Below are 19,907 nucleotides of genomic sequence, written 5' to 3'. Positions count from 1 at the left end.
TTCTATATGTATAAGTGCATTATACAGGTTGAAATTCTGATAGACAATAATTAATTTATAATTTGATATAAAAATCACGATAAAAAGACCACTTTTGCTGATAAAAGTGGTCTGAATGAATTGATATTATTTCTTATTATTTTTCGGTAATGGTTTAGCATTTAACGCATTGCTTGGCAATTTCAGGAAGTCTTGTCGTCCCATGTTGCCATAACTTTGGCCAGCACTGAGCTTCATTGCCTTGCCTAAGCTGATGTTAACAAGGTAGTTGAAAGAGTATAACTTGCGATTTTTAACAACTAGCGTAACAGTCATATCTTGGAATTTGCCGGCTTTTTCAAGTTTACGATAGACCTTTAACTGCTGTGGGCTTTGAGTATTGGTTGTAAAAATTGGCTCAACGGCTTTTTGCATGATTTTAGTGTCATTAATTGTCGCGGTCAGCTTGTAAGTGTTACCTTTGCGCGTCATCTTGTAAGCCTTGGTTAAGGCAGCTGGTGGGCTCATTAACATGGCGTTGTTAAAGACAGCGTCAACTAAATCTGCGTACGAGTGGCCCGTGATTTTAGCAAGGTCAGCTTTGTACCAGGCACTTTGACCATTAAGATAGAGGTGGTTCATGTTGTCGGCCCACTGCTCAGAAGTTTGGGTTTTACCCTTAGCCTGTGTTTGGTAATTGACGTGGAAGACAGTTGGCTTGCCGCCAAAGGCCGCATTGGTGATGACAATTTGTTTAGTAGTGTCATTACCCAAGGTAACGGTTTGCTTAACCTGCCCACTTTTGAATATCTTTTGTGAGGCGTTAATGACCTGGCTCTTAGTTAAGATCGGCTCGCTCTTCTGCTGCTTCTTAGAACAACCGCCGACAATTAAGGCTGCGGCAAGGCTAAGACCAATGATTATTTTTTTGAATTTCATAGTATGTGAACATGCTCTTTTCTAATAATACTTGTTATCCTTATTGTATCGTAAAATCGTTAGCTAAAAAATGATTTTTAATGGTAAACCCTATGAAAATAAAAACGAAATGTGTAAAATAGTAAGTGAAACATTTAATTTGCAAAGGAGATATTTCATGTCAAAATTAGTTTTGATCCGTCACGGACAAAGTGAATGGAACCTTGAAAATAAATTTACTGGTTGGGTTGATGTTGACCTATCAGAAAAAGGTGTCGAGGAAGCAAAGAATGCAGGTAAATTGATTAAGGAAGCTGGTTTGCAATTTGACCAAGCTTATACTTCAGTTTTAACTCGTGCTATTAAGACATTGCACTATGCTTTGGAAGAAAGTGGTCAACTTTGGGTTCCAGAAGCCAAGTCTTGGCGTCTTAATGAACGTCATTACGGTGGTTTGCAAGGCTTGAACAAGAAGGCAACTGCTGAAAAGTTTGGTGATGAGCAAGTTCACATTTGGCGTCGTTCATATGATGTTTTGCCACCAAAGATTGAAGACAATTCAGAATTCAGTCAAGTGCACGACCGTCGTTATGCTGACCTTGACCCGAACATTATTCCACGGACTGAAAACTTGAAGGTTTGCCTTGGTAGAGTAATGCCTTTCTGGGAAGATCACATTGCACCAGACTTGTTAGCTGGTAAGAACGTTATTATTGCTGCTCACGGTAACTCATTGCGTGCTTTGACTAAGTACATCGAAAACATTTCTGATGCCGATATTATGAACTTGGAAATGAAGACGGGTGAACCAGTTGTTTACACCTTCGATGACAAGTTGAACGTCACTAACAAGGAAAAATTGGATTAATTAAGTCCTAACTAAAAGAGCCACCTCATAATTGAGGTGGTTCTTTTTATCTTTAAAAATAATCATGCTAATGCGTGCGTATGCTTTTTGCTTCTACTGTGCACGTAATTGATTGCCGCAATTACCGCTAAGCATAAATCGCCACAGGCGCAGATAATCATGACGTTGCATGGGTCATTACTGCCCATCAATTGGTTAATGCCGTTGACAATTTTCGGTGACAGCACCGTACCGATATTCAACGCAATCATTAAAATGGACTGTCCCATCGTTGCTGTATCGCTGTTAGTTAACAGAGCCATCCAATTGTAAATGAATGGCAGACAGAAACTATTACCGATGCCCATGATTAGCAGAGCGCAGATTAGAACGGCAAGGTTATTTGCTTGTGAAAGGGTAAAGTAGCCAGTCATAACTAGTAAGAAGCCAATTGGGAAAATGATTTTACCAACATGCTTCATCATGTAGCCAAATAGTGACGCAGTGGTCATTGTTGCAATTTGAACGATTCCCGCAACTAGCGCTGCCGTACTAGCAGAACCAATCTGTTTCTGAATGATTAATCGTGGCATCGTAAAGTTAATCGGCATGTAGAACACTAGGGTTGCTAACATAAAGAAACAAGTCAAGGCCATTTCACCTGTGAATTTAAATTTGGTCTTGCTTTTTTGTTTCTGAGCTGTTTCTTGTGGCCGATCAATACTGACAAAGAGCCCAAACAATACAATCGGCAGGATTGGAATTAGGTAAACCAAGAAGGCTTGGTGCCAGCCCCAAGCAACAAGGCTACCAACTGTGAATGACCCGAGAGCACTGCCTAATGTCTGGACCGTATTTTGATAGCCCATCATGTGTGCCATAGTATTTTTATCATTACGGTAAAGCTGCACGATTAGGCTAGTACATAATGGCATAAAGATGCCGAAGGCTAGGCCCACGATGACTCTAGCTGCCAAGATAACTTGGTATGAATTACTGAAGAAGGGAATGATCCCTAAAATAACAATTCCAGCCAGCCCAATGAGGATTGTTTTCTTTTGGCCAATCCAGCGAATGAGGAACGGACAGAATAGAATACCCAAAATTTTAGCTAAATTGGGAATGGTTGATAAAGTATCAATCTGCTCTTTAGTAACGCCAGGAAAGTGCATTAACGGTAGTGCTGGGGAAATTGTTGGTGCCAACATTACTGCCAAAGAAATGGATAGTACGGAAATTTTGAAAACAATGCTGTTGTGGGAAATGTTTTTCATAATTATTCTCCGAAGTCAGTGGCTTCTAGTGTGTGGCAATGTATTTTTGTGCTGCAGCGGCGGCAATTGCACCGTCATTGGCAGAAGTCAAAACTTGGCTGAGGTATCTCTTACGTGTGTCACCTGCAGCAAAAATTCCTTGGTCGCCAACGCTCATATCTTCTTTGGCATGCATGTAACCTTGGTCGTCAAGATCAACAATGTCTTTAACAACTGCGGTTGCAGGCATCATACCAAGGAAGAAGAACACACCATCGCAAGGCAAGTCGCGAGTTTCGCCAGACTGCATATCCTTAAGCTTTAAGCCCTCAACATTCATGTCACCGTGAACATCCTCAACTGTTGTGTTCCAGATAAAGTGCATCTTTGGCTCCTTGTCAGCACGTTCCTTGTTAGCAGCGCTGCAGGTAAGGTGACCTTCTGGCTTGTTAACGATGACGTCTACTTCACTGGCAAATTTACAAATTAGCAGACCTTCACTGATGGCTTCATTATTGTCGCCAACAACTGCAACCCTTTGGTCTTGGTAGAAGTCGGCGTCACAAGTTGCACAATAAGAAACACCCATTCCAGTAAATTCTTCTTCGCCGGGGATGCCCAATACCCGCGGTGTCATTCCTGTTGCAACAATTAATGTCTTAGCTTTGTAATCAACTTTACGAGTGTGGACAATCTTGTAGCCATCTTGGATTTCAATTGATTTTGGTGCTTGCATTTTAATAGTGGCACCAAACTTTTCGGCATGGGCGCGCATTTTGGCAATTAAATCTTCACCAGATGACTCTAAAATTCCGGGGTAAGTCGTAATTTTAGTGATTTGGTTAGCACGACCACCAACTTCGTCTTTTTCTAAAATTACGGTTTTCAAACCATAGCGAGCACTAAATAAACCAGCGGATAAGCCAGCTGGGCCGGCACCTAAAATCAATACATCACAATCTTCCATAAGAATTCTCCTTTTAAATAAATTATTTTTTTCACATTTTGTAACTATCTATAGGATATAACTTTTTGAAATCGCTAATATATAGGGGATTCCTATGTGATATAGATTTTACATATATACTAAAGTAAGCGCTTTTGGATTAAACTAATATTGTGAAAAAAATAATAAGATTTAAAAGGAGTGTCAATTATGAAAGAAATTAATTCTGAGTTTTTTGACGAAGTTGTTGAAGACGATGGGCAAAAATGCCTGATTCTGTTTTCACGTAAGACCTGCCCTGTTTGTAAAAAAGTTCACCCAAAGATTGAGGACCTGGAAGACGAGTTTCCAGATATCCCGTTTTACAACGTTGATGTTGAGGAAAATCCGGGCTTGCAAGCTAAGATGCGCTTGAAGGGCGTGCCTCATGTGATTTTATTTGATGATGGTGAAGCAGTTAGTCGTCTTAGCGGTAATCATTCCGAAGATGAATATGCAGACATGCTTTCTGAGTAATAATTAAAGGAGAAAAAATATGGGAAGAAGCGTTTATCCAACAGGAACTGTTAGATATAATCCAGACAAGACATGGAGTGGCTATACTCTATTTAATGCTGCTGGTGAAGGTGCAGTGCTAATTGATATGTCTGGTAAAGTTGTTCACGAGTGGAAGGACCTGCAAGGCTTTCCCAACAAGATGATTCCTGGTGGTAAAGTCTTTGGTTCATTGCGTTGCCGTGACCGTTTTGCTGCATACCAAGATTATGCTGATTTAACCGAAGTCGACTTTGATGGTCAGCCGATTTGGAGCTTTAATCACAATCAAGAAGTTGACGATGAAGATGTTGGCAAGGGCTGGGTTGCTCGTCAGCACCACGACTACCAAATTGAAGGTAACCCAGTAGGTTACTATGCACCAGGTCAAGACAGTAAGGATGACTTTAACAAAGTTTTGTTGTTGACACATAACAACGTTAAGAAGCGCAAGATTTCACCGCAACCATTGCTAGAAGATGTCTTAATTGAAATTGATCGTTCTGGTAAGAAGTTGTGGTCATGGCACATTTTGGATCACTTCCGTGAATTCCATTTGACTAATGTGCAAAAGAACGCAATGTTCCGTGATCCAAACACCCAACAAAGTGGTGAACATGGTGAAGGTGACATTTTCCACGTTAACTGTGCCAGCTACTTAGGCCCGAACCACTGGTTTGACGAAGGTGACGAACGATTTAATCCTAATAATATTATTATGGACTCTCGTGAAGCAAATATTATGTGGATTGTTGATCATGAAAGCGGTAAGATTGTTTGGCAAATCGGTCCAGATTATACTGCTACTCGTGCTTTGAGATTAATGGGACCGCTTGTTGGTATGCACCATTCACACATGATTCCACAAGGATTACCGGGTGCCGGTAACATTATGGTCTTCAACAATGGTGGTTGGGCCGGATATGGCTTGCCTGATCAAACTTCTAAGACGGGAATGAAGACCACTCGAATTGATACTTCAAGAGTAATTGAATTTAACCCAACTACATTAGAAGTTGTTTGGACATTTGCTGCAACTGACTTTGATAGTAAAGTTCCGTTCCACGGCCATCATTTCTATTCACCGCTTGTTAGTGACGCACAACGTTTACCAAACGGTAATACCTTGATTGATGAGGGTACTGAAGGTCGGTTCTTAGAAGTTACTCCTGATAAAGAAGTTGTTTGGGAATATGTTTATCCACATGTTGGTGAATATTTAGTATACCGTGCTTATCGTATTCCTTATGAATGGGTACCACAATTGACTAAGGAAGAACCTAAGGCAATTACACCACCTGCTATTGCTGACTTCCAAGTGCCAGGTGCTGCTGATCCTAACTTCAATAATGATGTTAAGGTTTCAGTTGAAGGTGCTACTGGTTATGGTAAGGGTGCTGCATTCTGTGTAGATAAACTTTAATTAGGAGATAAAAATGAAGCTCGTCCAGTTACAATATTTTCTAAAAGTGGTTGAATGTCATTCAATTTCAAAGGCTAGTTGTGAACTATATATATCACAGCCCGCATTAAGTGAGTCGATCAAGTCTTTTGAAAACGAAATGGGCTCCCAAATCTTTGAACGTACTCGTAAGGGCGTGGAATTAACCCCAAAAGGTAAGCAGGTTTACCACATTGTGCAGAAAATCCAACGTAATGTGGAGGAACTCAAGCGGTTTGCAATTAGTAATGAAGACATTCAGTCGATTAATCTGGCAGTAGTACCGATGATATCGGGGTCAATCTTTCTCAAGATTATCAATGAGATTTATCAACAATTTCCGAAGTTAGAAATTTCACCGGAAGAATTGCGACCTAAGAAACTTTTGGAGCAACTACGTGATGGCAAGATAGATATTGCCCTTTGTAGTAAACGTAAAAACGACGAAACTTTGTTTAATACAATTATCTCTGAAATGAATTTACAACATAAAAAGTTACTGGATGTGCCGCTGAAAGTTTATGCTTCTGTAAATAGTCCTTTAGCACATAAAAAGGAGATTACTGAAGCAGACGTTGCGGGCCTAACCTGTTTTGTCTTGAATGATTACAAAAATGGTGCGGGCCCTAAACAGCAGTATGTATTATCAAGTCGTGACATTATTTTTAATGCTGTTGCCCACGATCGTGGTTATACGGTGATGCCGGAGACGGCATCAATTGGAAATGATTATTTTATTTCCGGTCAAATCTGCACTATTCCCCTTGAGCAGAGACAGACCGTACCCCTTGAAATAATCTATCCTGCCAAAAATAGCGAGACTAAGTTGGATAAACAGATCTGTTCAATTATTGAACGGACACTACTTGATAATTACTAAATTCAATAATATACAGAGATCTAATTCTGAAATTTATTGGATTAGGTCTCTTTTTGTTCAGTTTTTACATTAATATAGTAACAAATAATAGTCTTATAGGCAGCGATTAATTAGTATAGTGCGTGCAATGACCGATTATGACGACTGCCCGAACATTGTAAATAATGTTTTTTGATTTTGAAGGAGAAAAGCTATGGAGAATGAAAGAAGTATGCCAGCCCTATCTAGTTATAGATGGGTAATATTAGCGGTTCTGTCGCTAATGAGCATGACTAGCAGCTATGTACAATTTCAAGTTTCAGCCTTGGCAACAAGAATTATGCCGGTGTTACATATTACGCCAACACAATTTTCAAGTTTGTTAATGGCACCAATGCTTGTTGCCGTATTTTTAAGTATTCCCGGTGGAACCTTAGGGGACAAATTTGGACCTAAGAAGGTTGTTGCTAGTGGATTTATTATTTCAATTATTGGGGCATTTGGTCGCTTGGTTGCCAATAACTTCGCTACAATGATGATTGCTTTATTGATGTTTGGCGTTTACATGGCTCTTGGTAATGCTAACTCGACTAAGATTATCGGTACTTGGTTTAAGCAAGATACTGGTATCGCAATGGGAATCTGGTTTGGTTGCGGTACGATTGGTACGACTTTATCGCAGTTGACGGGTGTTTTGTTCAAGACTGTTCAAGCAGCCTACATGTTTTCATCATGTGTATTAGTAGTTGTTGCTTGTTTTTGGGTATTACTGATTAGAAATGCACCGAAGGGTGAAGCCATTCCTAAACGTGAACCAGTTACTAAATACTTTGGCGTTGCTGCCAGAAGTAAGAGAGTTTGGATGCTTTGTATTTGTGGTGGTATTGTTAGTGCTGCTTCAATGTCCTTTATCGGAACTTTGCCACAGATTTTGATTAATTCTAAGGGAATTAATCCTGCAGTAGCTGGCGTTATGACGTCATGTGCTTCTATGGGTGCCTTAGTTGGTTCCATGGTTGGGCCTGCAATCATTAAGAAGCTGAATAATGCAAGACCATTTATGCTTTTTGCTGTTATTTTGTCAGGTATCATGATCTTCATGAACACGAAATTAACAGGTGGAGCATTAATGATGTGCAATTTAGCCTTAGGTGGCTTGTTCGGTTCAATGACAGGTCCGGTTTTGAAAGGAATGACAATTCAACTTCCAGAAATTGGTCCTAAATACGCTGGTTCTGCTGGTGGTATTGGTGGTACTGTTTCAATGCTGCTTTCTTATGTTGTCCCGGTAATGATTTCTGCAATTGCTGGACATAATCCAGTAATGACGATTGGTCTGCAAGCATTATTGCATGTTAGTGCAGTAATCTTCATTTTAATGTTGCCAGATGCCAACCACGTTAAGTAAAAATCATTTTAAGGAAAGAAATAAAAATTATGGAAGCAAAAAAATTACCAGTTCTATCAAGTTATCGCTGGGTTATTTTGGGAATCATCGCGTTAATGGATATGATAAGCAATTATACTCAGTTTCAGATTTCTGCTTTAGCTACGCAAATTATGCCGCAATTGCATATTTCAACAGCACAATTTTCAAGTTTGCTAATGGCACCGATGCTAGTTGCCGTATTTTTAAGTATCCCAAGTGGGATGCTAGCTGACAAGTTTGGTGCTAAAAGAGTAGTAACTATTGGCTGTATTGTATCGGTAATTGGTGCTTATGGTAGACTATTTGCACACAGCTTTATCACTATGATGCTAGTGTTAATGATGTTTGGTGTCTATATGGCGCTGCTGAATGCAAATACGATTAAAATTTTTAGTACTTGGTTTAAGCAAGATACTAACGTTGCAATGGGAATTTTCTTTGCTTCAGCAAGTATCGGGATTACGTTGTCGCAATTGACTAATTCACTATTTGCTAATGTGCAGGCAGCCTATATTTTTTCATCAACAGTTTTACTGGTTTTGACTGTTCTGTGGATTTTGTTGGTTAAGGATACACCTGAAGGTGAACCTGTACCTAAGTCTGAACCAGTTACTAAGTATTTGAGTGTTGTTGTCAAAAGTAAGAAGACTTGGTTAGTTGGTATTACTGGAGGAATCGGCTCAGCTGCAACTATGTCATTTACTGGAATTTTGCCGCAAGCGCTGATTAATGGTAGAGGAGTAGCAGTAGCTTCTGCTGGTGCGATAGCTTCTGTTGCAACTATCGGAAGTTTACTCGGATCGTTAATTGCTCCAGCTGTTACTAATAATCTTAATAAAGCTAAACCATTTATGCTTTTAACAAGAATTGTAGCTGCAATTTCAATTTTTGCTACTTGGTTTGTGCCAATGGGCGGATTAATGATGGCGAACTTGGTTATTGGTGGTTTCTTTGGAGCAGCTAATGGCCCACTGATGCAAGGCATGGTTGCTGCATTTCCAGAGATTGGTCCTAAATATGCTGGTAGTGCCGGTGGTTTAGTTGGTACCATTCAACTATTACTTTCATATATCTTTACAGTTATTATTTCAGCAATAGCTGGACAGAATTTCATGGTTACGTTTGGTATTCAAGCAGTTTTGACTGCTGCAACGATGATCTTTATCACGATTTTGCCAGATGCCAACCACGTTAAGTAATAAGAAGAAATTAAAGGTGATGAACGAAAAGTTCATCACCTTTTTTGATACAAGTAATTTAGATTGTTTATAATATTAATTTAAAAAATGTTTTGAATGTTGCAAAATTTGCAGCTAATTTTGCTATAATTAATTGAACATGAGATGAAGCTAGAATGCGGTGACTAATTTTTAAACTGAGGAAGTGGTGCTTATGGTGTAACAACTATTAAGTTCAGAATTCTAAAGAAAGGATTAGTCAGGTACCCACATGGATACTGTTATTGCCTTCGGATTAACTGTTGCAGTGATTATCTTGGTATTGGTAACAGTAGTTAAGCAATTAGTCAGCTTAATTACTGAAATTACTAACTTAGTTAATGCTTTTAGTAACTTGAAGGCTGCTTTAAAGAAATTTAAAGCAAACAAATAACCGCTCTAGTTCAGCAGACAAAGGCGGTTAACAGTTAATTGTCTAAGTCACCGCTTTTTAAGCGGAAACTCATGTTAAGAAGTCCTGATGTCAACGGGGCTTCTTTTTATTTACAGCCATATTATAGCATGGTTTTAGAAAGCAAACAAATAACCGCTCTAGTTCACAAAGACAAAGGCGATTATCAGTCAAATATCGTTAAGTCACCGCTTTTTAAGCGGAAACCTATGTTAAGAAGTTCTGACACCAACAGGACTACTCACAACTGTATTATAGCAAAAAAGCAAACAATTTAATAACTTTTTTGAAAATACTTACATTTAGTATATAATTAACATAAAAGATGTTTATGAACAGGAATGCAAAAATGAATTTTACTCAATTACATTGTTTTGTAAAAGCTGTGGATAATTCAAGCTTTACAATTGCAGCCGAGGCTTTGAATTTCACGCAACCTGCTGTATCTAAGAATATTAAGGATTTAGAAAATGAACTGGAAGTAACACTGATTAATCGTGGCCATCACCGAATTTCGCTGACCAATGCTGGTAAGTACTTTTATAAAGTTGCTCGTAATGTAGTTGACGATATGGATTATGCTAGTGAATATTTAAAAAGCCAGAAAAATAAGGTGGGCGACTTAATTCGTATTGGCTTTTCCAATACACCCCTTGAGCAAAGGTTAATGCCGCTGGTTTTACAGAAATTACATCAAGCCGATAGTAAGTTGGAAATTCAACTTGTGGATATTTTAACTAATACTGTGTCGGTTTTACTTAATCATCGCGTCGATGTCTGTGTTATTTCTCGCGACTCAATTGATGTTGTAGGGGATGTTAAATTTGAAACTTTAATTCCTGGTGGCTTTGTGGTTGCTTGCCCAGCTGGCTCGCCTTTGAGTGAACAAGAAAAGATAACCTTGGCTGATTTAAAAGATCAAAAATTATTTATGTTTGATCCTAATAATTCCTTTAGTTTTCAAATGCAAAATTCGTTGATTGCTCAAATTGGACTTGAACACATCAGATTTGTGCAGGACTTTTTTACAATGGGTATTTATGTCAAAGCAAATTTTGGCTTAGGCATATTGCCGAATTTTATCGCTGATTTTGAAAACAAAGACGTAGTTTATGTGCCTTTAGATTATGCTGGAATTCCGCCTTATGGCCTGGCTTATATTGGCTCAGTAGCTAAGGATGTCGATATTTCAAAAATTATCCAGGTATTTAAAGACGCAATTAAGGCAACTGTTAATAATTAATTTATAGATAGTAAGAGTATGTTGTTGGTTCCCAATAGGACTGACAATATACTTTTTTGTTTTGCCAAAAAAAAGAGCACGGAAGACTAGCCGGCCGACTGTGACATTCCATTTCGTTATCTTAAATTCTAATGAGCTTGCTAAGATAACTAATTCACATGTTAATTTAATAGTGTATTGAAAGTTGTTAAAGGAAAGTAGGAATTTGTATGGAAAATACTTACGATGTAATCGTTGCTGGGGCAAGCAATTCAGGAGGCATGGCTGCAATGGCAGCAGCCGAAAAAGGCGCTAAAGTTTTGTTAATTGATAAGATGGGGAGTTCACAATATCTCTACCGTTCTTCAATTGCTGCAGTTGACTCTAACGCTCAAAAAAAGGCGGGCATAAAGATTGATAAAGCAAAACTAATTAATTTCTTAACGTTGTTTGCTCAATCTAATGTTGATCAACGTCTCTTGTGGACGTGGGTTAATCACAGTGCTGATACAGTTAACTGGCTTGAAGATAATATTTTAAAGCCTAATGGTGGCCATATTATGGCTGAGCCTGATGCACATTATGAGTCGATTGTTAACACGGCTTTTCCAACAGAAAATGTTATTGCAACTAAGGATAATACTGATTGGGCACATTACGGAACATGGATGATTGATAAGGTTAAGGAACTAGGAGTAACGCTAAAGTACAATACCAAATTAGAAAAGCTAATTACGGCTGAAGATGGTACTGTTACTGGGATTGTTGCTAGTGATCGTGAAAGTGGTGCGACAACTGAATATCATGCAACTAAGGGTGTGATTCTATGTACAGGAGGATATGGCGCCAATAAAGAATTAATGGCCAAGTGGGACCCGCTAGGTTTAAAGAAAAATGTTTATTCAGATAGTCCAAGAGATGATGGTTCAGGTATTTTAGCGGGATTAGCTGTTGATGCTGCTCGCGATGAGGAACCAGCTGAAACCATTTTTGATCGTGGTGGCGTTAAGCCAGGTACGAACGCAAAAGATCATTATGTAATTGACTATCGCGGCTTTGGTTATTTCTGGCTGGGTTCATATCCATTACTAAAGGTCAACTTAAAGGGTGAACGGTTTAGTAATGAGAGTTTACCGTATGAATTTGATATTAATAGTGCTTCTAAGCAGCCGGGATACCTTGAAGCAGTCATTTTTAATGATGAAACATTGAACCATCTTGAGCAGTTCCACACATTGGGCTGTTCTCGTTTAGGTTGGCCGGGAATTTATAATACCGAAGGCGCAAAAGCTGAAGTTCAAAGACGACTAGATGATGGCACAGCACAAAAAGCTGACACAATTGAAGAACTGGCAGAAAAACTGCAGTTACCGGCAGAAAAATTAGTTGCTAGTGTTCGTTGTTACAACAAGATGTGCGAGCAAAAGCAGGATACGACACTTGGTAAAGAACCATCTAGATTGTTCCCAGTTGATCAAGCGCCATATTACGGCATTTTAATGGGCGGTCGCTTGTTAGCTACCCTTGATGGCTTGCGGATTAATACCAAGATGCAAGTGATCAATGAAGCTGGTGATGCAATTCCGCATTTGTATGCAGCAGGCAATGCTAGTGGTGGCTTTTTCTGGGGCAGCTATCCTGATCGGGTTCCTGGCCTTGCATGTAGTCGTGCTCAAACTTTTGGTCGGTTGGCTGGCCAAAATGCTGCGGAAAATTAATTGTTAGTTGAAAGGAAATAAAGATGGAAGTTAAACAAATGCCCAAATTATCTAATTATCGCTGGGTAATCTTGGCCTTGGCAGCTTCAATGGATATTATTAGTAATTATATTCAATTTCAAGTTTCTGCCTTGGCTACTAAAATCATGCCAGCACTGCATTTAACGCAGCCGCAATTTTCTAGTTTATTGATGGCGCCAATGCTAGTTGCCGTAGTGATGAGTATTCCAGCGGGATCATTAGCAGATAAGTTTGGTGCTAAAAAAGTTGTGATGGTTGGTTGTATTGTTTCTGTACTTGGAGCTTACGGTAGAATTATTGCTAATAATTTTGTGACGATGATGCTGATGCTATTGATGTTCGGCGTTTATATGTCAATTTTGAGTACGAATACGATTAAGATTTTTGGTATCTGGTTTAAGCAAGATACCAATGTTGCGATGGGAGTTTTCTTTGCTTCAGCCAGTATCGGAATTATGTTGTCGCAGATAACTAATCCGTTATTTCCTGATGTAAAAACGGCATACATGTTTTCATCAACGGTTTTGTTAATTCTTTCAATCTGTTGGGCATTGTTTGCTAAAGATGCGCCAAAAGGTGAGGTAGTACCACCGTCAGAGCCAGCAATGAAATACGTCAAGGTTGCAATTAAGAGTAAGAATACCTGGTTAGTAGCCTTGTGTGGTGGTTGTGGAATGGCTGCCTCAATGGCATACTCAGGAATTTTGCCCCAAGCCTTTACTTTAGGTCGCGGGATGTCGAGTGCTTCTGCCGGCGTAATGGCCGCAGTTGCTACAGTTGGTAGTTTCTTCGGTTCAATGGTTGGACCAACAATTATTAATAAGTTGAAGTATGCTAAGATATTTATGTGTTCGGTAACTGCAATTGCTGCATGCTCAATGTTTATTACCTGGTATGTTCCAATGGGAACGCCATTAATTATTAACTTAATTATCGGAGGTCTACTAGGTGCAATGACTGGTCCAATTGTTCAATCAATGCCAATTTCATTTCCAGAGATTGGACCAAAATATGCTGGTAGTGCTGGCGGAATAGTTGGTATGGCTTCAACTTTATTGTCATACTTTGTACCAGTATTTATTTCAGCTATTGCTGGTCGCAGTTTTGCAGCTAACTTTATGATTGAAGCCATTGTTACTGCAATGACAATCATTATTATGTTGATTTTGCCTGATGCTAATAAGGGTAAAAGATGATTGATCATCAAAAAGAGTTAAAAGGGAAGGGAAAATACCTTCCCTTTCATATTGAAAATTCATCTTTTCATGAAAAGCCTTACAAATTAACGTATAATAAAGTAAAACTATACGTTGAATGGATGATGAAAATGAATTTTACCCAATTACGCTGCTTTATTAAGGCCATTGATAATTCTAGTTTTACCATTGCTGCTGAGCAATTAAACTTTTCGCAATCGGCTGTCTCTAAAAATATTAAAGACTTAGAAAATACTATTGGTGTAACTCTGATTAACCGTGCACACCACCGAATTTCTTTGACTAATGCCGGCAGATATTTTTATCATGTTGCGCGCAATGTTCTTGATGATATGGACTATACTGTGGCTTATTTGCGGAGCCAAAAGAACGACGCCGGTAATTTATTACGCATTGGTGTTTGTGATACGCCGCTAGAGCAAGAAGTTTTGCCATTGTTTTTGCGAAAATTACGTGATTCAGGCAGCAATTTAAATATTCAATTTGTTTTTGTATTGAAGAATTCAATTGGCGAATTACTTAATCATCACGTTGATATTTGTGTAATTGCTCGTGATGATGTCGATATCGTAGATGATATTAAGTTTGAGTCGTTAATATCAGGTCATTTCGTGGTAGCTTGTCCTGAAGATTCTAAATTAGCGCAAAAGAAATTAATCACTCTTAAAGACTTAAAGGGCAAAGATATATTCTTAATAGACCCTAATGGCTCACTTAATGTCCAAATGAAATACCAAAATTCATTAATTGAAGAGATGGGAATGCGTCATATTAGGTTCGTGCAAGACTTTTCTGCAATGGATATTTATGTTAAAGCTGGTTGGGGCTATGGCATTTTACCTAACTTCATCGCTGATTATCAAAACAATGGTGCGAAGTATGTGCCAATGGATTATCACGAAATTTCGCCATATGGTATTGCTTATATGGAATCATTTACGAATGTAAAAGTTCTGGAACAGGTTTGCGAAATATTCAAGAAATCAATTATGGAATTTCTTCCTAAGCAAAATAATTAACACAATTTTGACGAATTTTAAAAAGTCTGCTTTATGCAATTAAATATTGCAATGGCGGGCTTTTTTTGCTGTTTTAAAAGTTTGATTATTCCATTTGGTAATCCTCAATTCTAAATATGGTGCAGAAGTTCACGTTATTCATAGTATTATGAAAGCGTATTAAAAAACAAAATTTTAAAAGAAGTGAGGGAGAAAAATGGCAAATAGTTATGATGTAATTGTTGCTGGTGCCAGCAATGCCGGCGCTATGGCTGCTATGGCTGCTGCTGAAAAAGGCGCCAAGGTATTATTGATTGACAAGTCTGGTAGTTCACAGTTCTTGTTTCGTTCATTCTTTGCCGCATTGGATAGTAATGCTCAAAGAAGAGCAGGAATTAAGGTTGATAAAGCTAAGTTAATGAACTTCTTAACTTTGTTCTATCAAGGCAATGTTGATGAACGTTTGCTTTGGACATGGGCTAATCACACTGATGAAACAGCTAACTGGCTTGAAGATAATATCATGAAGCCACACAACGCTGTTTTACGAGTACAACCTGATGCTAATTATGAAACAATCGTTAATACTGCTTTCAATACAGAATTAGCCTTAACAACTCCAGATAATGATTGGGCTCATTATGGTGACTGGATGATTGATAAGGTTAAGGAACTAGGCGTAACGCTGAAGTACAATACTAAACTTGAAGAATTAGTAACTGACGATAGCGGAAAGGTTACTGGCGTTGTTACTAGTGATCGTGCTTCTGGTGCTAAGACTGAATATGCTGCAACTAAAGGTGTCATTATTTGTACCGGTGGTTACGGTGGTAATCCTGAATTAATGCAAAAGTGGGATCCACTTGGCTACAAGAAGAATGTTTATTCTGATGGTCCACGTGATGATGGTTCAGGTATTTTAGCTGGTTTGAAAGTTGGCGCAGCTCGTGATGAAGAGCCTGCTGAAATCATCTTTGACCGTGGTGCTGTGAAGGTCGGCACTAAGGCTGAAGAGCATTATCTCATCGATTTTAAGGGTCAAGGTTACTTCTGGATGGGTGCTTATCCACTGCTCAAGGTTAACTTGAACGGTGAACGTTTCGAAAACGAAAGTGTACCTTATCAATTTGATACCAATGCCGCTGCTAAGCAACCTGGTTATTTGGAAGCTGAAATTTGGTCAGAAGAAACAATGGATCACTTGGCACAATTCCATACGCAAGGCTGTTCACGCTTAGGCTTCCCAGGAATTTATAACACTGAGGAAAACAAAGCTGAAATTCAACGCCGGATTGATGACGGTATGGTTCAAAAGGCTGACACAATCGAAGAATTAGCCGAAAAATTACACATGCCAAAGGATAATTTGGTTCATAGTGTTGAACGCTACAACGAAATGTGCAAGAAGGGGGAAGACACCGATTTGGGTAAGGAACAATTTAGATTGTTCCCAGTTGAGCATGGCCCATACTACGGTGTTGTCTACGGTGGCCGTTTACTTGCAACACTTGATGGCTTGCGGATTAATACTAAGATGCAAGTTATTGACAAGAACGGTAAGCCAATTCCACATTTGTTTGCAGCAGGGAACTGCAGTGGTGGCTTCTTCTGGGGCAGTTATCCAGACAGAGTTCCGGGTCTGACATGCAGTCATGCACAGACATTCGGACGTTTAGCCGGTCAATACGCCGCTGAAAATTAGTTTTTATTTAAAAGTAAGGGGATTTTAAATAATGAAAGAAAAACAATTACCAAAATTGACAAGTTACCGTTGGGTGATCTTGGCAATCGCTGCTGGACTTGATGCGATTAGCAACTATGTTCAGTTCCAAATTTCTGCTTTGGCAACACAAATTATGCCAGCATTACATATTACACCAGCTCAATTCTCGAGTTTATTAATGGCACCAATGTTAGTTGCCGTATTCCTGAGTATTCCTGCTGGTTCATTAGCAGATAGATATGGTGCTAAGAAAGTTGTTACTGTTGGGTTAGTAATTTCGGTTATCGGTGCTTTTGGTAGATTGTGGGCTAGTAACTTTATCTCGTTAATGATAATGCTGTTAATGTTCGGTGTTTATATGGCACTGTTAAATGCTAATACAATTAAAATCTTTGGTATCTGGTTCAAGCAAGATACTAATACAGCGATGGGTATTTTCTTTGCTGCTGCTAGTATCGGGATTATGTTGTCACAGATCACTGGACCAATGTTTCCTAGTGTTCAAGCAGCTTACATTTTCTCATCAGTTGTTTTACTTGTTTTAGCTGTTTGCTGGGTATTATTTGTTAGAGATGTGCCTAAAGGTGAAGAAATTCCTAAGCAAGCTGGCCAAGCTGCTAAGACTGAATCTTCATTGAGTTACTTTAAGGTTGCTGCTAAGAGTGGTAAGACTTGGATTGTCGGTATTTGTGGTGGATGTGGTACTGCTGCATCAATGGCCTTTTCTGGAATTTTGCCACAGGCATTTGCTGCTAAAGGAATGAGTCCTGCTCAAGCCGGTCAAGTTGCTGCTATTGCTACTATTGGTAGTCTTTGTGGTTCAATGTTTGGCCCAGCGATTGTTTCAAAATTTGGTAAAGCTAAACCTGTTATGATTTTAGTAACTCTGTTATCTGCTGTATTGATGGCAGCAACTTGGTACATTCCTGTTGGTCCAGTATTGTTAGTAGTTTTGATTTTAGGTGGATTATTTGGCGCTATTACAGGACCAATCATCCAAGCATTACCAATTCAATTTCCAGAAATCGGGCCTAAATATGCTGGTTCTGCCGGTGGTTTAGTTGGTACTATTTCATTATTATTGTCATACATTGTACCTGTAATTATTTCATCAATTGCGGGAGCAAACTTCATGTTGACATTTATCATTCAAGGTACAATTTTTGGTGTAACAGCAATTTTAATGGCAATTTTGCCTGATGCTAACGCTGCAAGACACCACAGATAGTTTTAATTAATAAAAGGAATTTTAATTATGACAAAGAAAATTACGGATAAGCCGGGAAAGTACACCGGCTCAGGACAAGGCAAGGAAAGTATTATTAACCTTGAGGTTGAGGTTAGTGCTGATAAGATTACTGCTGTAACACCGCTTGACGAGTATCGTCCGGGTAGTTTACAAGCTAATGCCTTTGACAAGATGGCCCAAAAAATTGTTAAACAACAATCGGCAGATGTTGATGTTGTCTCAGGTGCTTCTGAAACTTCACGAGGAATCTTGGAAGGTGTTAAAGAAGCCTTAGATAAAGCTGACGTTGACTTTGACGCATTAAAAGAAAATAGTGCGCAAAATTCAAGCTCAGCTAAAGAAGTAATTGATGTCGATGTTGCTGTTGTTGGTGCTGGTTCTGCCGGTGCTGCAGCTGCACTTGCTGCCAAGCAAGAAGGCGTAAGTGTTGCCCTTCTTGAAAAGACAATTTCACCACTTGGTGCTGGTACTTTTGCTGGTGGGATGTTTGCAGCTGATAGTCAACAACAAAAAGATTTGAACCAAGTTGTTTCTAAGAAGTGGCTGTATGACGAATATATGGATGCTTCTCAAGGTTACATGAACTCAATCTTAGTTCGTCGGATTATTGATGAATCTGGTAAGACAGTTGACTGGCTGAACGAAAATGGTGCCATCATGAAGTTAGTTGATGCTGGTACTGGTGGTAGCTATGACCACATTGGGATGCCTGCAACCTTGCACGGCTACCAAGAAGGTGGTACTAAAGCAATTACTAAGTTGATTGAAAAGTTTAAGTCAATCGGCGGTAAGATGTACTTTGGCTTTGCTGCTAAAAAGTTATTGCAAGATGATGCTGGTGCAGTTACTGGTGTTGTTGCTCAAGGCGATGACAGTGAACTTGAAGTTCATGCTAAAAAGGTCATTATTGCTACCGGTGGTTTTGGTGGTAACCCAGAAATGCGTAAAGAATACTTGGGTGACGTCAGCACACAAGGACAAGTTTTGCAAAACACTGGTGATGGTTTGAACATGGCTTGGGATGCAGGTACTGCTCACCATATTAATGGTTCAACCCACTACTTCTGGCAAACATTCAGTAATGAAGATATTGGTGCAATGGCTAAAATCGTTGGCCCAGGTTGGATGCCGCTCAATGCTTTGGCAGACTTCCCGAACTTGCGGGTAAATAACCGCGGTCAACGTTATGCTAGTGAAACTCACGCTTTGGACTTTGCTGTTCACGGTGCAGAGTTATCGGAGCAACCTAAGCAAACTGAATTTGTTATTTTTGACCAAGCAATGCTTGACAAGATTAAAGAAGGCGGAACTGTAGCCATTGAAGATCACTATGGCAAGTGGAAGAACCACCGTGAATTCTACATGGAATTCAATTATCCAACAGATACTGAAGAATCCATTAAGCGTGAACATGAAAAGACAGACTTTACTAGTTTATTGGGCAAGCTTGAATCAACTAATGTTGTCTTTATTGGTCAAACAATTGACGAATTAGCTGAAAAGATGGGCGTTGACAAGGAAAACTTGAAGAAATCTGTTGCTCAATACAACAACGCTAAGAAGACTGGCGAAGACGACCTATTCTTCTCCGATACCAAGCGGATGATTCCAGTTGAAGAAGGACCATTTTACGCAGTTAAATATATTGCTCGTAACTTGGGTACTCTTGGTGGTGCAACAATTGATGAAAAGATGCACGCTTTAACGCCAGAAGGCGAACCAGTTCCAAACTTATACGTAACTGGTGCTGATGCTTCAGGGATGTATGGTAAGGCATATGTTGACTTTGAAGGTGGAACTTTAGGCTTTGCATATATTTCGGGTAGATTAGCCGGAATTGATGCAGCACAAACCGCTAAAAAGAATTAAAAGTAATGACATGTGCAGATTAAAGATAATTTAATTTGTGCATGTTTTTTGTTAA

At 39.1% G+C, this 19,907-nt stretch carries 17 protein-coding genes; 14 read left to right on the top strand and 3 right to left on the bottom strand.

What is annotated here, in order from left to right:
• Positions 1-126: 126 nt before the first annotated feature.
• Entirely contained in the window at positions 127-918 is a 792-nt protein-coding gene (locus PT287_RS01885; RefSeq protein WP_277132133.1) for a hypothetical protein, read from the bottom strand.
• A gap of 157 nt (positions 919-1,075) precedes the next feature.
• On the opposite strand from PT287_RS01885, the gene PT287_RS01880 reads away from it, so the two are divergent.
• Positions 1,076-1,765, top strand: a complete 690-nt coding sequence (locus PT287_RS01880; RefSeq protein WP_277132131.1) for a 2,3-diphosphoglycerate-dependent phosphoglycerate mutase — start codon at positions 1,076-1,078, stop codon at positions 1,763-1,765.
• A 62-nt stretch (positions 1,766-1,827) separates the two neighbouring features.
• Here the strand turns inward: PT287_RS01880 and PT287_RS01875 are convergent, their stop codons facing one another.
• Both PT287_RS01875 and PT287_RS01870 read right to left on the bottom strand, forming a co-directional pair.
• Positions 1,828-3,018: an MFS transporter gene (locus PT287_RS01875; RefSeq protein WP_277132129.1), complete on the bottom strand. Its 1,191-nt coding sequence runs from the start codon at positions 3,016-3,018 to the stop codon at positions 1,828-1,830.
• Positions 3,019-3,043: 25 nt separating this feature from the next.
• On the bottom strand, positions 3,044-3,964 hold the full coding sequence (locus PT287_RS01870; RefSeq protein ID WP_277132127.1) for an FAD-dependent oxidoreductase: 921 nt from the start codon (positions 3,962-3,964) through the stop codon (positions 3,044-3,046).
• 189 nt (positions 3,965-4,153) lie between these two features.
• Between PT287_RS01870 and PT287_RS01865 the strand changes: the two genes are divergently transcribed.
• From PT287_RS01865 to PT287_RS01805, 13 genes are all read left to right on the top strand, one after another.
• The gene (locus PT287_RS01865; RefSeq protein WP_277132125.1) at positions 4,154-4,459 is read left to right on the top strand and encodes a thioredoxin family protein; all 306 of its coding nucleotides are present in this window, start codon (positions 4,154-4,156) and stop codon (positions 4,457-4,459) included.
• 19 nt (positions 4,460-4,478) lie between these two features.
• The gene (locus tag PT287_RS01860) at positions 4,479-5,900 is read left to right on the top strand and encodes an aryl-sulfate sulfotransferase (protein WP_277132124.1); all 1,422 of its coding nucleotides are present in this window, start codon (positions 4,479-4,481) and stop codon (positions 5,898-5,900) included.
• Between the two features lie 13 nt (positions 5,901-5,913).
• Positions 5,914-6,798 (top strand): LysR family transcriptional regulator, encoded by an 885-nt coding sequence (locus tag PT287_RS01855; RefSeq protein WP_277132122.1) that lies wholly within the window; start codon positions 5,914-5,916, stop codon positions 6,796-6,798.
• Between the two features lie 193 nt (positions 6,799-6,991).
• Entirely contained in the window at positions 6,992-8,185 is a 1,194-nt protein-coding gene (locus tag PT287_RS01850) for an MFS transporter (protein WP_277132120.1), read from the top strand.
• A 29-nt stretch (positions 8,186-8,214) separates the two neighbouring features.
• Positions 8,215-9,405, top strand: coding sequence for an MFS transporter (locus tag PT287_RS01845; RefSeq protein ID WP_277132118.1), 1,191 nt, complete (start codon positions 8,215-8,217; stop codon positions 9,403-9,405).
• 250 nt (positions 9,406-9,655) lie between these two features.
• Positions 9,656-9,817, top strand: coding sequence for a hypothetical protein (locus PT287_RS01840; protein ID WP_277132116.1), 162 nt, complete (start codon positions 9,656-9,658; stop codon positions 9,815-9,817).
• Between the two features lie 367 nt (positions 9,818-10,184).
• On the top strand, positions 10,185-11,078 hold the full coding sequence (locus tag PT287_RS01835) for a LysR family transcriptional regulator (RefSeq protein WP_277132114.1): 894 nt from the start codon (positions 10,185-10,187) through the stop codon (positions 11,076-11,078).
• Between the two features lie 209 nt (positions 11,079-11,287).
• The gene (locus PT287_RS01830) at positions 11,288-12,775 is read left to right on the top strand and encodes an FAD-binding protein (protein WP_277132113.1); all 1,488 of its coding nucleotides are present in this window, start codon (positions 11,288-11,290) and stop codon (positions 12,773-12,775) included.
• A gap of 23 nt (positions 12,776-12,798) precedes the next feature.
• Positions 12,799-13,992: an MFS transporter gene (locus tag PT287_RS01825; protein ID WP_277132112.1), complete on the top strand. Its 1,194-nt coding sequence runs from the start codon at positions 12,799-12,801 to the stop codon at positions 13,990-13,992.
• A gap of 131 nt (positions 13,993-14,123) precedes the next feature.
• Entirely contained in the window at positions 14,124-15,032 is a 909-nt protein-coding gene (locus PT287_RS01820; RefSeq protein WP_277132111.1) for a LysR family transcriptional regulator, read from the top strand.
• 196 nt (positions 15,033-15,228) lie between these two features.
• Complete coding sequence (locus PT287_RS01815; protein WP_277132110.1) at positions 15,229-16,713, top strand: FAD-dependent oxidoreductase; 1,485 nt, start codon at positions 15,229-15,231, stop codon at positions 16,711-16,713.
• Between the two features lie 31 nt (positions 16,714-16,744).
• Positions 16,745-17,962, top strand: a complete 1,218-nt coding sequence (locus tag PT287_RS01810) for an MFS transporter (protein WP_277132108.1) — start codon at positions 16,745-16,747, stop codon at positions 17,960-17,962.
• A 27-nt stretch (positions 17,963-17,989) separates the two neighbouring features.
• Positions 17,990-19,852 carry an FAD-dependent oxidoreductase gene (locus PT287_RS01805; RefSeq protein WP_277132106.1) on the top strand — a complete coding sequence of 621 codons (1,863 nt, stop codon included), beginning with the start codon at positions 17,990-17,992 and terminating at the stop codon, positions 19,850-19,852.
• Positions 19,853-19,907 lie beyond the last annotated feature (55 nt).

Source organism: Lactobacillus sp. ESL0679 (genome assembly GCF_029433515.1).
Taxonomy (GTDB): Bacteria; Bacillota; Bacilli; order Lactobacillales; family Lactobacillaceae; genus Lactobacillus.
Note: the sequence above shows the minus strand (reverse complement) of the source record. Positions and strands in the feature narration are given on the sequence as shown.

Excerpts from the sequence above, each read along its gene's own strand:
- PT287_RS01825 (WP_277132112.1), top strand. The coding sequence starts at position 12,799 with ATGGAAGTTAAACAAATGCCCAAATTATCTAATTATCGCTGGGTAATC.
- PT287_RS01840 (WP_277132116.1), top strand. The coding sequence starts at position 9,656 with ATGGATACTGTTATTGCCTTCGGATTAACTGTTGCAGTGATTATCTTG.
- PT287_RS01870 (WP_277132127.1), bottom strand. The coding sequence starts at position 3,964 with ATGGAAGATTGTGATGTATTGATTTTAGGTGCCGGCCCAGCTGGCTTA.
- PT287_RS01815 (WP_277132110.1), top strand. The coding sequence starts at position 15,229 with ATGGCAAATAGTTATGATGTAATTGTTGCTGGTGCCAGCAATGCCGGC.
- PT287_RS01855 (WP_277132122.1), top strand. The coding sequence starts at position 5,914 with ATGAAGCTCGTCCAGTTACAATATTTTCTAAAAGTGGTTGAATGTCAT.
- PT287_RS01880 (WP_277132131.1), top strand. The coding sequence starts at position 1,076 with ATGTCAAAATTAGTTTTGATCCGTCACGGACAAAGTGAATGGAACCTT.
- PT287_RS01875 (WP_277132129.1), bottom strand. The coding sequence starts at position 3,018 with ATGAAAAACATTTCCCACAACAGCATTGTTTTCAAAATTTCCGTACTA.
- PT287_RS01885 (WP_277132133.1), bottom strand. The coding sequence starts at position 918 with ATGAAATTCAAAAAAATAATCATTGGTCTTAGCCTTGCCGCAGCCTTA.
- PT287_RS01835 (WP_277132114.1), top strand. The coding sequence starts at position 10,185 with ATGAATTTTACTCAATTACATTGTTTTGTAAAAGCTGTGGATAATTCA.
- PT287_RS01820 (WP_277132111.1), top strand. The coding sequence starts at position 14,124 with ATGAATTTTACCCAATTACGCTGCTTTATTAAGGCCATTGATAATTCT.
- PT287_RS01830 (WP_277132113.1), top strand. The coding sequence starts at position 11,288 with ATGGAAAATACTTACGATGTAATCGTTGCTGGGGCAAGCAATTCAGGA.
- PT287_RS01845 (WP_277132118.1), top strand. The coding sequence starts at position 8,215 with ATGGAAGCAAAAAAATTACCAGTTCTATCAAGTTATCGCTGGGTTATT.
- PT287_RS01810 (WP_277132108.1), top strand. The coding sequence starts at position 16,745 with ATGAAAGAAAAACAATTACCAAAATTGACAAGTTACCGTTGGGTGATC.
- PT287_RS01850 (WP_277132120.1), top strand. The coding sequence starts at position 6,992 with ATGGAGAATGAAAGAAGTATGCCAGCCCTATCTAGTTATAGATGGGTA.
- PT287_RS01860 (WP_277132124.1), top strand. The coding sequence starts at position 4,479 with ATGGGAAGAAGCGTTTATCCAACAGGAACTGTTAGATATAATCCAGAC.
- PT287_RS01805 (WP_277132106.1), top strand. The coding sequence starts at position 17,990 with ATGACAAAGAAAATTACGGATAAGCCGGGAAAGTACACCGGCTCAGGA.
- PT287_RS01865 (WP_277132125.1), top strand. The coding sequence starts at position 4,154 with ATGAAAGAAATTAATTCTGAGTTTTTTGACGAAGTTGTTGAAGACGAT.